This window comes from Kitasatospora sp. NPDC127111 (assembly GCF_042677465.1).
Taxonomy (GTDB): domain Bacteria; phylum Actinomycetota; class Actinomycetes; order Streptomycetales; family Streptomycetaceae; genus Kitasatospora.
Map to the genome: position 1 here is coordinate 1 of NZ_JBHXTG010000071.1, position 13,102 is coordinate 13,102.

The following is a 13,102-nucleotide window of genomic DNA, read 5'->3' on the forward strand; positions in this document are numbered from 1 at the left end:
GACGTCACGCCGGCGCCGCTGCACCCGGCCGTCCGGGCGGCCCGCGGCGCCGGCGGCGGTCCGGGCGCCGGTCCGGGCGCCGCGAGCGCCGTCGGCGCGGCCGCCGCCCGCTGACACCGGCCGCCGCACGAGGCAGCGCCCGCCCGGGGAGGACCGGGCGGGCGCTCCTCGGTTCCGACGCACCGTCACCGCGCTGGCGGCGACGGTCGATCAGGGCTTGCGGGGCAGGATCGCGTCGTAGCCGGACGGGATGCCACCCACCTCGAAGAAGTCCCCGGTGGCGAGGTCGATCCGGTCCACCAGGCCGGCCGCCTCCACCCGGGGCTCCGTAACGCCGTGTTCCACCGTGCCCCGTGGGCCAGTTCACGTCGGCCCCGCCCGTCCGCCCCGCATCTCCGCAACGCACAGGAGACATCGATCGTGAAACCCCTTCAGCGCCACCCGCTGACCGCTCCCGCCGGAGTTCCGGTGCCCTCGCCGCGCGGCAAGGACGTCGAGCAGGAACGGGCCGTCCGCACCCAGGAGCGGATCCTGCGGGCCGCCGCCGAGGCCTTCGCCGGCAAGGGGCTTCCCCGCGGTCACGATCCTCGACGTGGCCGAGCTGTCCGGCATGACCAAGGGCGCGGTGTACTTCCACTACGCCAACAAGGAGGCCCTCACCCTCAGCGTGGCGGACGAGTTCTACCGCCGGATCGCCGTGATCGCGGAGGCCGTGGCCCGGCTGTGCGTACCGCCGCTCCCCTCGGTGGCCGAACTGCTGCCGCACACGGCGGTGGCACTGCGGGACGACGTGGTGATGCGGGCCGGCGCCCGGCCACAGATCGAGCGGGCCGTGATCGACGCCGAACTGCCACTGCCGTACCAGAGTTACACCGAGCTCATCTCCGACTGGCTGACCGAGGCCGCCCGGCAGGGCGAGCTGACCCCGGAGTCCTCGCCGGAGGTCCTCGCCCAGGTGCTGGTCTCCGCCTTCTTCGGCGCGCAGCACATGTCCTGGGTGCTCAACGACCGCGCTGACGTCACCGACCGGACGAGGGCCATCATCCGGAGGATCATCCCCTGCGCCGAGTCCGTGCCGCCGAGGCAGTCGGCGTCCTGGCTGGCCCGAGCCGGCGAGGAGGCCGCGCGGAGACCGCGCCGGGACTGCGCTGGAGGCCGCGCGATAAAGGCGTTGGAGGCGGCCGCGGCTCGGCCGATCACGGAAGGACGGACCGGCACCGGGGCGTCGCCCCGGACGCCGCCACGACATCACCTAGTCTGCCGGAACGGACATAACGTCACGAAACGGAGATGTCATGGGGTCCATCCTCAACCCGTACATCAGCTTCCCCGGGAACGCCCGCCAGGCCATGGAGTTCTACCAGGAGGTCTTCGGCGGCGAGCTGACCGTCAACACCTACGGCGAGTTCGGCCAGCAGGAGGCCGGGGGTGGCGCCGACAAGATCATGCACAGCATGCTCTCCACGACCGCCGGCTTCACCCTCATGGCGGCCGACAACCCGGCGGGGACCGAGCAGACGACGGGGAGCAACATCTCGGTCAGCGTGAGCGGCGAGGACGAGGGCGAGCTGCGCCGCTACTGGGAGAAGCTGTCGAGCGGCGGCACCGTCCTGGTCCCGCTCGAGAAGCAGATGTGGGGCGACGTCTTCGGCATGTGCACCGACCGCTTCGGCGTCACCTGGCTGCTCAACATCAACCAGCCCCGGTCCTGAACCGGCCGGCGGACCAGGTGCCACGCCCCGGGGATCGGCCGAGCGACCCCGGGGATCGGCCGAGCGACCCCGGGGTCGTGGCACCCGCACCCATGTGACGGCGGATCAGTGTGTGGCCGCAGATACCTGGTCATGCTGGCGGGTACATGGCTACTCTGCTCCCGGCCGGTCCCCTCACCGGCGTACCGGCTGTACCGCAGTCCACGGGTCATCAGAACCGGACCAGAGGAGTGTTCATGTCCAGCACTTCCCGCTCCGCCCGCCCCACCGGTACCACCGAAACCCCGGGAGCCCGCAGGCTCCCCGCCCTCGCCGCGCTGGCCGCGGCGGTCGCCCTGGTGGCCGGCGCCACCACCCCGGCGTACGCCGCCGAACCCGCCCCCGCCGGAACCACCGTGACCACCGAGGCCACCGACGTCACCGAGGCCACCGAGGCCACCGACGCCGTCGAACAGGGCGGACGGCACCTGCCGCCCATCCACCCCGACCGCGACTTCGCCGGCTCCACCGTCGCCGCGCACGAGGGCAGAGCGAGCACGGCGGGCGTCGCCGCGCTCGCCGTCACCCAGACCCGGGGCCTGGACGTCGCCAGCTACCAGGGCAACGTCAACTGGTCCTCGGCCGCCGCCAACGGCGCCCGCTTCGCCTACGTCAAGGCCACCGAGGGCACCACCTACACCAACCCGTACTTCGCGCAGCAGTACAACGGCAGCTACAACGCGGGCCTGATCCGCGGCGCGTACCACTTCGCCCTCCCGGACCGCTCCTCCGGCTCCGCCCAGGCCACCTGGTTCGTCAACCACGGCGGCGGCTGGTCCCGCGACGGCAAGACCCTCCCGCCCGCCCTCGACATCGAGTACAACCCCTACGGCGCCACCTGCTACGGCCTCGGCCAGAGCGCCATGGTCAGCTGGATCCGCTCCTTCAGCGACACCGTCCGCTCCCGCACCGGCCGCTACCCCACCATCTACACCACGACCAACTGGTGGGCCACCTGCACCGGCAACTACGGCGGCTTCGGCGCCACCAACCCGCTCTGGATCGCCCGCTACGCCTCCTCCGTCGGCACCCTCCCCAACGGCTGGGGCTACCAGACCTTCTGGCAGTACGCCGACTCCGGCACCTTCCCCGGTGACCAGGACCTCTTCAACGGCGCCTACGACCGTCTCCAGGCGCTCGCCAACGGCTGATCCCCGCACGTTCCGGCCGGCCCGGGCCGAGGAGAAACGATTCCTCCGCCCGGGCCGGCGCACGTCCGGCGACACCCGGCCCACCCCGCCCCCCGGCACCCCGACACCCGGCCGCGACACCGACCCGACACCCGGCACGCCCGACGCGTCCCGCACCCCGACACCCGGCGCGGCACCGACTCCGGCACCCGTTCGCGAACCGGACATTCGGCAGCGGATTCCGCCACCGCCCGACCTCGTTGGATGGTCATACGGGCATATGAGCCGAACGCCCGATCAATAGCGATCTTCTCGATCGCGGATTCGACCCCCCGGCTAAGGTCCGAACCGAAGTCGAAAGCCACTCAAATCCGGGCGATTGCGGGGAACATGCCAGAAGTCGAGATGCCGGCGACACCGACACCCGGCGACTCCCTGGTGTCCGTCACCTCCGAGGTGGAGCGGAGGGCCCGGACCGGGCGGTTCTCCGGGGCCCTGCGGGTCGCGGGCGATCCCGGCGGGCAGTTCCACTTCCGGACGGGCGCCGTGGTCGAGGTGTCCTCGCCGGGCGCCCCGGACGTCGAGACCCTGCTGCTGCACTCCGGACGGGTCAGCGAGTCCGACTGGACGGCCGCCCTCCGGGCCGGGGCGGCCGGCGACCGGGCCGGCGCCGAACTGGTCGCGCGCGGACTGGTCGGCCGGGCGGAGCTGCAACTGGTCTGCCTGATGGCGGCGTTGGACGGAGCGCTGGCGATCGGCATGGGCCGGATCGACGGCTTCTCCTTCGACCCGGGCGCCCCCTTCCAGCACCTCGCGGCCCCGCAGGGCATCGAGTCCGACTGGCTCCTGCAGGAGGCCGCCCGGCGGATCGGGGTGATCGCCGCCCTCGCCGCACCGCACCCGCCGTTCAGCAGCCGGCCGCAGCCCACGGCGGCGGGTGCCAGGCTGCTGGAGGGCCCCGTGGACGGCGACCGCCGCGAGATCCTCAAGCGCGTCAACGGCCGCCGCAGCGCCCGCGACATCGCGTTCCTCCTCGGGCGCAGCCTGTACGCCGTGACCGTGGAGATGGCGCGGATGCAGGGCGAGGGCCTGATCGAAACGGCCCCCGAGGTCCGCCCCGCGACCGCCACCGGGCCCGGCCCGGCGCCCCTCCCGGCCGGCGACCGCACCGGCCGGACGGCGCTCCCGGTGCGACAGCGCGGCGCCAGCCGGATCAACGACCTCCTCCCGCTGCGGCCGCTGGCCGGCCGCCCCTGGAGCGCGTCCGCGGACTGATCGCGCACGACGCACGAGCCCCGACAAGCGCACCGAACGAACGAAGCGAAACGAAGAGACAGGAGCACCATGCCGATCAAGGGTGACGACCTGGCCGCCGAAATGCGGCTTCTCCGGGACCGGGTGGTCGGGGTCACCGACGTGGTCGTGGCGTCCGCCGACGGGCTGCTGATCACGGCCGAGACCGACGAGGCGGCCGACCCGGAGGTGCTCGCCGCGCTCACCGCCGCGGCGGTCGGCATCGCCCGCCGGTCCGGGAGCGCCACCGGGAAGGGACCGCTGCGCCACACGCTGGCCCGGTTCAGCGACGGCTACCTCTTCGCCCAGGCCATCGGCGAGCTGGGGCTGATCGCCGTGCTCGGCGACGCGGGCATGGACGTGAAGCGGCTGCACCTGGAGACCCAGGGCGCGGCGGAGCGCATCGGCTCCGTCCTCGCCACTCCCGTCCCGGCCGAGCCGGCCGGGACGACCGGCTGAACCGCCGGTCCCGAACACCGTCGAGCTGATGAAGACACCAGGAGGAACACTGTGAACCTGCCGGAAGCCCACCCCAACCACAGCATGTCCGAACGGGTGGCGCGCGTCGTGAAGAGCCTCCGCGCGGAGGCACCCGAGTGCGTGGCCGCCGGAATCATCGACATGTCCACCGGCATGCTGCTCTCGGTGGAGACCGTCGACACCCACCCGCCGGAGGTCCTCGACATGCTGGCGGCGGCCACCCTCGACCTGTTCCAGGGCCGCAACGTGGTGATGATCGAGGGCATCTTCAAGGAGCGGCGCGGCGTGGTGACCGACCGCCACTACTTCCAGGAGATCCTCGTCAACAGCGACAACCTGACCCACCTCTTCCTGCGCATGGACAGCGCGGACGAGGTCGTCGCCGTCGTCGTGTGCCGCAAGTCCGTGAACGTCGGCATGCTGTTCGCCCAGGCCCGGCGGGTGCTGCGGGAGCACGGGCCGCTCTGAGCCGACGGCGGCCGGGCCCGGCGACCCCGCGCCCCGCCCGGCCGCCGTCGGACGGCCCGCTATCATGCGTGGACGTTCGACGGGCCGTCACCGCGCCGTTGGCGAGTGACCGCCGTTCAGTTCACCGGAGGGGACCGGATGTTCGACACCACGGGCAGCAGCGACACGACGGACCTGCAGACCGACCGGCCGCATCCGGCCCGCATCTACGACTACTGGCTCGGCGGGAAGGACAACTTCCCGCCCGACCGGGCCGCCGCCGAGCACGCCGTCGCCGTCGCGCCCGACGTCCCGGAGGCGGCCCGCGAGAACCGCGCCTTCCTGCGCCGCGCCGTGCGGCTCTGCGTGGAGGCGGGGGTCCGCCAGTTCATCGACATCGGCTCGGGCCTGCCCGCGCGGGGCAACGTGCACGAGGTCGCGCACGCCGTGGCCCCGGACGCCCGGGTGGTCTACGTCGACAACGACCCGATCGTCCTCGCGCACGGGCGGGCCCTCCTCGCGGACAACCGCACCACCACCGTCCTGACCGGCGACCTCCGCGACCTGGACGAACTGCTGGACCGCCCGCAGCTCCGCGAGCTGATCGACTTCTCCCAGCCGGTCGCCGTGCTGCTCCTCGCCGTCCTCCACTTCGTGGACGACGACCACGCGGACGGCGCGCTCCGGGCGATCCACCGCCGGCTCGCCCCGGGCAGCCACCTCCTGCTCTCGCACAGCACCTCCGAGGGCAACCCGCAGCGGGCCGCCGAGGTGGCGAAGACCTGGAACAGAACCGAGTCGGGGATCACCGACCGCGGCCGCGCCGAGGTCGAGCGGTTCTTCGCGGGCTGGGAGCTGCTGGAGCCGGGCGTGGACTTCGTGCCGCTCTGGCGGCCGGACGGCCCGACCGAGAACACCACCCGCTGGATGTACGCGGGCGTCGGCCGCAAGCCCTGACGGCGGCCGGACGGCTGGACGGCAGCTCCGGGTGAAGGAACCGGGTGGCGGTGGTACGACGCAAGTCGCCCGGGTGCTGCCGCAGTTACGCGGAAATGAAGTGTTCGATCAAGCTCCCGGCAAGGGTTCCGCGCGCACCTGACAACGCTTCAGACTGCTGCCATGCGAATTGCTCTACGCGCGTTGAAGACCCGTGCCGCCTCCGTCATCGCCGTCGGCCTGCTGGCCCTCGCCCCCACCGCCGTGTTCGCCACCGAGGCCCACGCCACCGTCAGCGGCAGCGTGTGCCTGACCGACCTGCCGGGCGAGGCCTCGGACACCCTGGACCTGATCGACGAGGGCGGCCCGTTCCCGTACTCGCAGGACGGCGTGGTCTTCCAGAACCGGGAGGGCGTGCTGCCCGCCAAGTCCTACGGCTACTACCACGAGTACACCGTCATCACCCCGGGCAGCCCGACCCGCGGCGCCCGGCGGATCGTCACCGGCCGGGTCTACCACGAGGACTACTACACCTCGAACCACTACGCGAGCTTCTACAAGGTCGACTGGAGCTGCTGAGCCACCCCGCCCCCACGTCCCTCTCCCGCCCCGCCCCGGCACCCCGGGGCGGGGCGGCCCCACTTCTTGAGGCACGTCTCCCGCGGTCCGGCGGCGGCCCCGGTACGTGGTCCGGGTACGCGGGCGGGTCTCCGGCCGGCGGCCGCGCGGCCTCGGCGCCCGGGGCGGGGGCTGCCATGGCGGCCGGGAGTCGGCGATGCGCACCTACGCAACACACGTACGTCGTCCACGAGTCTCCGCGCCCCTTCCGGGCCGGTCAAGGGCCCACCGAACGGGCGGGGCCACCGCGGGCCACGACGGCGGTGACGGGGGGTGGGACACCCGGGCGGACGCATCCGGTCGGCACGACCCGGGGCCCGTCGGTAGCTTGGGCGGGACGGCGCCGCGGCAGTGGACCGCGGGCGCGGCACGGACGGCGGCGCGGAGCCGCGGAAGGCCGGGCGGGTGCAGATGGTCAGTGGCGAGCTCGATCTCACCGGGCTGCGGCGCGTCTACGGACGGCCCGGCAGCCGGCTGTTCTACACGGCGGTCTGCCGCAACGCCCGGCACTGGGGCTGGACGGAGCCCGGCCAGTCCAAGTGGCGGTGCTGGCGGGCGCAGCGTCAGCTGGAGGGCGTGCTCGGCCGCAAGCTCGCGCTGCCGGCCGGCTCGCGGGTGCTGGACGCCGGGTGCGGGGCGGGCGTGGTGGCACGCGAGATGGCGAAGCGGTTCGGCCTGCGGATCACCGGGGTGGACGTGCTGGACTTCCACGTCCGGGAGGCCCGCCGACTGAGCGTCCGGGCCGCGCTGGAGGACCGGACCACGTTCTCCTGGGGCGACTACCACGACCTGGAGTTCGCCGACGGGTCCTTCGACGGCGCGTACTCGATGGAGACGCTGGTGCACGCCTACGACCCGGCGCGGGCGCTGGCCGAGTTCCACCGCGTGCTGCGGCCGGGCGGCCGGCTGGTGCTCCTCGGCCCGATCGGGGCGCCGCCGGAGGAGATGAGCGCCGAGGGCCGCGCGGTGCTGGAGCCGTACCTGGACGCGATGGTGTTCCCCGGGGCGAAGCGCTACGACACCCGGAGCCTGAACGAGCTGCTCGTCGCGGCGGGGTTCCGGATCGAGGAGGCGCTGGACGCCACCGCCCGCTACCGGCCCACCGCGGACGCGCTCTACGCGTACTTCCGGGTGCCGTACGCGCTGCTGCGGCTGTTCGGGCCGGCCGAGCGGTGGCTCAACCTGCGCTCGGTGGTGGAGATGTACCAAGTCCGGGACTACGTGTCCTGGTACGTGCACACCGCGGTCAAGCCGTAGCCGGGGCCCGGCTCAGAGCCGGGCGCCCAGCATCCGCAGGACCAGGTCGCCGTAGCGCCGGCCCAGCTCCTCCGGTGTCTCGCTGCTGCGGTCGGTGTACCAGCGGGAGACGTCGATGCCGAGCGAGGTGACGGCGCGGGCGGCGGTCCGCACCTCGGCGACCTCGAAGACGCCGGCCGCGACGCCCGCCTCGATCAGGTCGGTCACCTCGCGCTCGATGTCCAGCCGCAGCGCGGCCACCACCGCGTAGGCGTCCTCGGGCAGGGCGTGCAGTTCGTAGTTGACCACCCGGCCGACCGTGCGGGCCCGGGCGTGCCAGGCGGTGAACTCCTCGACCAGGCGCCGCATCCGCGCCACCGGCCCGTCCTCGCCGGCCACCGCCGCGCGGACCAGTTCGAGCGTGGCGGCGTGCCCGGCCCGGCTGATCTCGGCCAGCAGGGCGGCCTTGGACGGGTAGTGGATGTACAGCGCGGCCGGGCTCATGCCGGCGCCGGTGGCGATGTCGCGGGTGGTGGTGGCGTGGAAGCCGCGCTCGGCGAAGGACTCGACGGCGGCCTGGAGCAGCCGGTGCGCCGCCTCGGGGCGGGCGTCGGCGCCGCCGGGCAGGGTGGGCCAGAGGTCGGCGATGGGCTTGCTGGTCATGGCGCCATCCTCCCAGAAGGGTCGTGGGGAACGTCCGGCAGGCGGTCGGGGCGGACGGTTGACAGCCTCCCTCACCGACACCATGCTAAGCAAGCGCTTAGTCACTGCCCCAAACGCACGCGGCCCGACGCACGCGGCCTGCCGCACGCAGCGGGAACCCGCGAGGCGAAGAACCCCCGAACCGCGCGAAAGGACCCTCCGTGGTGCACTCCTTCAAGGGCCAGGTGGCCGTCGTCACCGGATCCAGCCGGGGCATCGGCCTCGGCATCGCGCGCGAGCTGGTCGCCCGCGGCGCCCGGGTCTGCCTGACCGCCCGCAACGCCGAGCCGCTCGCCGAGGCCGTCCGTGACCTGGGCGGCCCCGAGGTCGCCATCGGCGTCGCGGGCAAGGCCGACGACCCGGCGCACCAGGACGAGGCCGTCGCCCGCACCCTGGAGGCCTTCGGCCGGCTCGACCACCTGGTCAACAACACCGGGGTCAACCCGATCTACGGCCCGGTGCTGGACACCGACGAGGCCGCCGCCGCCAAGATCCTCGCCGTCAACGTGCTCGCCCCGCTGGCCTGGACCCGCCGCGCGCACGCCGCCTGGATGGGCGAGCACGGCGGCTCGGTGGTCAACGTGTCCTCCGTCGCGGGCATCCGCGCCTCGCTCGGGATCGGCATGTACGGGGTGTCCAAGGCCGCGCTGATCCGGCTCACCACCGAGCTGGCCGCCGAGCTCGGCGGCCAGGGCATCCGGGTCAACGCCGTCGCGCCCGCCGTGGTGAAGACGAAGTTCGCCGAGGCGCTCTACGAGGGCCGCGAGGAGAAGGTCGCCGCCGCGTACCCGCTGGGCCGGCTCGGCGTGCCGGAGGACATCGCGGGCGCGGTCGCCTTCCTGCTCTCCTCGGACGCCGCCTGGATCACCGGCCAGACCCTGGTGGTGGACGGCGGCGTGACCCTGGGCGGCGGGCTGTGAGCGGCGTGGAGCCGGCCGGGGACTTCGCCGGGCAGGGCGTGGTGGTCACCGGCGCCGGCCGGGGCATCGGCGCCGCGCTGGCCCGCGCCTTCGCCGCGGCCGGGGCCCGGGTGGTGGTCAACGACCTCGACGCCGCCGCCGCGCAGACGGTGGCCGCCGAGGTCGGCGGCACCGCCGCCCCCGGGGACGCCGCCTCGGCCGAGGGCCTGGCCGTGCTGGTCGACCGGGCCCGGGCCGCGCTCGGCGAGATCGACGTCTGGTGCGCCAACGCGGGCGTCGCCCCCGTCGGCGGCGCCGGCGCCCCGGCCGCCGCCTGGGCGAGCGCCTGGGAGGTCAACGTGCTCGCCCACGTCCGGGCCGCCGACCTGCTGCTCCCCCGCTGGCTGGAGCGCGGCTCCGGCCGGTTCGTGGCCACCGTCTCGGCCGCCGGGCTGCTCACCATGCTCGGCTCGGCCCCGTACGCGGTCTCCAAGCACGGCGCGCTGGCCTTCGCGGAGTGGCTCGCCGCCACCTACCGCCACCGCGGCCTGCACGTCCACGCGCTCTGCCCGCAGGGCGTGCGCACCGACATGCTCACCTCGACCGGCGCGGTGGGCGAGGCACTGCTCGCCCCGACCGCGCTGGACGCCGAGGACGTCGCCGAGGCGACCCTGGACGCGCTGCGCGAGGACCGCTTCCTCGTCCTGCCGCACCCCGAGGTCGCCGAGTACTACGCCGTCCGGGCCACCGAACCGGACCGGTGGCTGGCCGGCATCAACCGGCTCCAGCAGGGACTCGAGAGGAGTGAGGTGCTGTGAGGGCCTGGCAGGTCACCGAGTCGGGCGAGCCGCGCGAGGTGATGCGGCTGGTGCCGGACGTGCCGCGGCCGGCCGCCGGGCCCGGGCAGCTGCTGGTGCGGGTGCGGGCCGCCGCCGTCAACTTCCCGGACGCGCTGATGGTGCGCGGGCAGTACCAGGTGCGTCCGCCGCTGCCGTTCACCCCCGGCGTGGAGCTGTGCGGCGAGGTGGCGGACGGTCCGCGGGCCGGCGAGCGGGTGATCGGCAATCCGGTGCTGCCCGGCGGCGCCTTCGCCGAGTACGCGCTGCTGGAGGCCGCGGCCGCGTTCCCGGCGCCCGGGGCGCTGGACGACGCCGAGGCCGCCGCCCTGCACATCGGCTACCAGACCGCGTGGTTCGCCCTGCACCGGCGGGCCGGGCTGCGGCCGGGCGAGACGCTGCTGGTGCACGCGGCGGCGGGCGGGGTCGGCAGCGCGGCGGTGCAGCTCGGCCGGGCCGCCGGGGCGCGGGTGATCGCCGTCGTCGGCGGGCCCGAGAAGGCTTCCGTCGCCCGGGAGTTGGGCGCCGACCTGGTGGTGGACCGGACCGCGGAGGACTTCCCCGCCGCCGTCCGGGAGGCCACCGGCGGGCGGGGCGCGGACGTCGTCTTCGACCCGGTCGGCGGCGCGGCCTACGCCGGCTCCGCCAAGTGCGTCGCCTTCGAGGGCCGGATCGTCGTGATCGGCTTCGCGAGCGGCGAGATCCCGGCCCCCGCGCTGGGCCACGCGCTGGTGAAGAACTACAGCATCCTCGGCCTGCACTGGGGCCTCTACAACACCCGGGACCCGCGGGCCGTCCGGGCGGCCCACGAGGAGCTCACCAAGCTGGCCGAGGCGGGCGTGGTCCGCCCGCTGGTGAGCGACCGCCTGCCGCTCACCGGGGCGGCCGAGGCCGTCCAGCGGGTCGCGGACGGGCGCAGCACCGGCCGGGTGGTGGTGCTGGGCGCGTGACGTCAAGCGTGACGCCGTGCATGACGCCGCGCGTGACGCTGTGCATGACGCCGCGCGTGACGCCGCACGTACGCCACGCGTGACGCCGCGCCACCGGAGGGGGCGTCACCAGGCCGCGTCCGTGCCCCCGGCGATGACGTCGAGGGCCGGGCGCGGCGCACGGCCGAGCAGGGCGGGCAGGTCGTTCTCGACCTGCCGCCCGTCCAGGAAGCCGTGCGCGATCGCCGAGTAGGTGCTCAGCAGCATCGGCACCTGGAACGGCACCGCTCCGGTGGCCGCCACCGTCTCCCGGGCCTCGGCCAGCGGGACGGGCCGGTACGCCACCGGCCGGCCGGTGGTCCGGGTGAGCGCCGCGGCGACGTCCGCGCCGCCGACCGCCTCCGCGCCGACCAGCTCGGACGTCACTGTTCGAAGCGCATCTCCGGGAAGCGCGGCGAGGGCCCGTCGAGCAGGTGGTCGTCGTGCCCGCGCAGCCAGCGGTCGAAGAACGACGCGACGTACGCGCGGGTGGCGAGCACCGCGCGGTCGGGGCCGATCTCGCCCAGCTCGTCGCGCACCGCCTCCGGGGAGATCGCGCCCTGGCGGGCGAGTTGGGGCAGCAGGGCCTCCGCGTCGGTGTACGAGGCGTGCCGGGAGCCGGTCAGGGTGAGGTCGGCCTTCCAGCCCCGGGTGTGCTGCCAGAAGGCGTCCCAGCCGGGCTGGTGGTGGTAGTCGCCGGAGTCCTCGCTGCCGGTGCCCATCAGCAGGAAGGGGCGGTCCAGGCCGTCCTGGGCGACGCTGCTCAGGAAGACGCCGTCCCGGCCGTTCGGTCCGGGGAAGTGCAGCTGGCCGTCCAGGTTGACGCCGGCCTTGATCCGGGGGTCGTCGTGCATGGTCTGGGCGGCGGTGAAGCCGCCGGCCGAGTGGCCGGCCATGCCGATCCGGTCGAGGTCGAGCGAGGCGGCGAGGGCGGCCGGCAGCCGGCCGTCGGTGCGCAGCGCGGCGAGTTCGTCCAGCACGAGGCGGGTGTCGTCGACCCGGGTCCGCATCACCTTGCGCAGCAGGGCGCCGACGTCGAGGCCGGGGCCGGCCATGCCGGGCAGGACGGAGTCGGCCCGGGTGCCGTCCGGGAACACCACCTCGGAGGCGTCGTACGGGTGGTCGACGGTGACCACCACGTAGCCGCGGGAGGCGAGGTCCTCGGCCAGGCCGGTGCCCCAGGTGCGCGGGTCGCCGAGCCCGGCCGAGTAGAGCACCACCGGGCGCGGGCCGGCGCCGGGCAGCGCGGGCGCGTCGCGGCGGGCGTGCGTGCGGACCCCGGACCAGTCCGTCCGGCCGGGCTCCGTGCGGTAGTTGAAGACGCCGGCGCCGTCCGGGCCACCGAAGTGCTCGCCCGCGCGGGGCTCCATGTAGCGGGCCCGTTCGCCGCCGTGCGCGGGGCGGGTGGCCGGGTACCAGAAGCTGACCATCAGCTCGCGGACCCGCCCGGGCTTCCAGGGGTCCGGTCGGCCGGGGTCGGTGAGCCGCAGCGCGGTGGTGCCGACGGCGTACGGTCCGGTGGGCTGCGGCAGCGCGGCTTGCGCCTGCCGCGGTGCGGCGGCGGGTGCGGACGCCGCCGCCGGTGCGGCCGCGACCCCCAGCAGGGCCGTCGTCGCCAGTACCGCGGCGGCGCCCGTCCGTACCGCCCGTCCCTGTCCCCGCTCGCGCATGTTCCCCGCTCCCCGTGCTGATCGCCCGCCGCCGTCCGGCCGGCCCGTACCTGGACAGTACGGGCCGGGGTGGTGCGGGGACGTCATACCGCGGTGCCAACCCGCCGGGTGCTACCCGGGTATGACACCGGTGGGT

The 13,102-nt window shown here is 74.6% G+C and carries 15 protein-coding genes; 11 read left to right on the top strand and 4 right to left on the bottom strand.

Going from position 1 to position 13,102, the window contains the following annotated elements; translation table 11 throughout:
* Nucleotides 1–867 precede the first annotated feature (867 nt).
* The gene (locus ACFVHB_RS31840; RefSeq protein WP_380329134.1) at nucleotides 868–1,044 is read right to left on the bottom strand and encodes a hypothetical protein; all 177 of its coding nucleotides are present in this window, start codon (nucleotides 1,042–1,044) and stop codon (nucleotides 868–870) included.
* Nucleotides 1,045–1,295: 251 nt separating this feature from the next.
* Between ACFVHB_RS31840 and ACFVHB_RS31845 the strand changes: the two genes are divergently transcribed.
* From ACFVHB_RS31845 to ACFVHB_RS31880, 8 genes are all read left to right on the top strand, one after another.
* Nucleotides 1,296–1,712, top strand: coding sequence for a VOC family protein (locus ACFVHB_RS31845; RefSeq protein WP_380329136.1), 417 nt, complete (start codon nucleotides 1,296–1,298; stop codon nucleotides 1,710–1,712).
* Between the two features lie 236 nt (nucleotides 1,713–1,948).
* On the top strand, nucleotides 1,949–2,902 hold the full coding sequence (locus ACFVHB_RS31850) for a lysozyme (protein ID WP_380329138.1): 954 nt from the start codon (nucleotides 1,949–1,951) through the stop codon (nucleotides 2,900–2,902).
* Nucleotides 2,903–3,286: 384 nt separating this feature from the next.
* On the top strand, nucleotides 3,287–4,156 hold the full coding sequence (locus ACFVHB_RS31855) for a MarR family transcriptional regulator (protein ID WP_380329140.1): 870 nt from the start codon (nucleotides 3,287–3,289) through the stop codon (nucleotides 4,154–4,156).
* Between the two features lie 69 nt (nucleotides 4,157–4,225).
* Nucleotides 4,226–4,633 (top strand): roadblock/LC7 domain-containing protein, encoded by a 408-nt coding sequence (locus tag ACFVHB_RS31860; protein WP_380329141.1) that lies wholly within the window; start codon nucleotides 4,226–4,228, stop codon nucleotides 4,631–4,633.
* Nucleotides 4,634–4,717: 84 nt separating this feature from the next.
* A complete protein-coding gene (locus ACFVHB_RS31865) occupies nucleotides 4,718–5,122 on the top strand; it encodes a hypothetical protein (protein WP_380329210.1) in 405 nt (134 codons plus the stop codon).
* 138 nt (nucleotides 5,123–5,260) lie between these two features.
* The gene (locus tag ACFVHB_RS31870) at nucleotides 5,261–6,058 is read left to right on the top strand and encodes an SAM-dependent methyltransferase (protein WP_380329142.1); all 798 of its coding nucleotides are present in this window, start codon (nucleotides 5,261–5,263) and stop codon (nucleotides 6,056–6,058) included.
* A gap of 162 nt (nucleotides 6,059–6,220) precedes the next feature.
* On the top strand, nucleotides 6,221–6,616 hold the full coding sequence (locus ACFVHB_RS31875) for a ribonuclease domain-containing protein (RefSeq protein WP_380329144.1): 396 nt from the start codon (nucleotides 6,221–6,223) through the stop codon (nucleotides 6,614–6,616).
* Nucleotides 6,617–7,066: 450 nt separating this feature from the next.
* Complete coding sequence (locus ACFVHB_RS31880; protein ID WP_380329212.1) at nucleotides 7,067–7,912, top strand: class I SAM-dependent methyltransferase; 846 nt, start codon at nucleotides 7,067–7,069, stop codon at nucleotides 7,910–7,912.
* Between the two features lie 12 nt (nucleotides 7,913–7,924).
* Here ACFVHB_RS31880 and ACFVHB_RS31885 read toward each other — a convergent pair whose 3' ends face one another.
* Nucleotides 7,925–8,554, bottom strand: a complete 630-nt coding sequence (locus ACFVHB_RS31885) for a TetR/AcrR family transcriptional regulator (RefSeq protein WP_380329146.1) — start codon at nucleotides 8,552–8,554, stop codon at nucleotides 7,925–7,927.
* A 200-nt stretch (nucleotides 8,555–8,754) separates the two neighbouring features.
* Between ACFVHB_RS31885 and ACFVHB_RS31890 the strand changes: the two genes are divergently transcribed.
* From ACFVHB_RS31890 to ACFVHB_RS31900, 3 genes are read left to right on the top strand one after another with little or no spacing between them, the layout of a single operon-like run.
* Entirely contained in the window at nucleotides 8,755–9,513 is a 759-nt protein-coding gene (locus ACFVHB_RS31890; protein ID WP_380329148.1) for an SDR family oxidoreductase, read from the top strand.
* Complete coding sequence (locus ACFVHB_RS31895) at nucleotides 9,510–10,310, top strand: SDR family NAD(P)-dependent oxidoreductase (protein WP_380329150.1); 801 nt, start codon at nucleotides 9,510–9,512, stop codon at nucleotides 10,308–10,310. The genes ACFVHB_RS31890 and ACFVHB_RS31895 overlap by 4 nt, the downstream gene beginning before the upstream one ends.
* The gene (locus ACFVHB_RS31900; RefSeq protein ID WP_380329152.1) at nucleotides 10,307–11,278 is read left to right on the top strand and encodes an NADPH:quinone oxidoreductase family protein; all 972 of its coding nucleotides are present in this window, start codon (nucleotides 10,307–10,309) and stop codon (nucleotides 11,276–11,278) included. Before ACFVHB_RS31895 ends, ACFVHB_RS31900 begins: the two co-directional genes overlap by 4 nt.
* A 105-nt stretch (nucleotides 11,279–11,383) precedes the next feature.
* Here the strand turns inward: ACFVHB_RS31900 and ACFVHB_RS31905 are convergent, their stop codons facing one another.
* Both ACFVHB_RS31905 and ACFVHB_RS31910 read right to left on the bottom strand, forming a co-directional pair.
* Entirely contained in the window at nucleotides 11,384–11,683 is a 300-nt protein-coding gene (locus tag ACFVHB_RS31905) for a hypothetical protein (RefSeq protein ID WP_380329154.1), read from the bottom strand.
* Complete coding sequence (locus ACFVHB_RS31910) at nucleotides 11,680–12,966, bottom strand: alpha/beta hydrolase family protein (RefSeq protein WP_380329156.1); 1,287 nt, start codon at nucleotides 12,964–12,966, stop codon at nucleotides 11,680–11,682. The genes ACFVHB_RS31905 and ACFVHB_RS31910 overlap by 4 nt, the downstream gene beginning before the upstream one ends.
* Nucleotides 12,967–13,102: the final 136 nt, after the last annotated feature.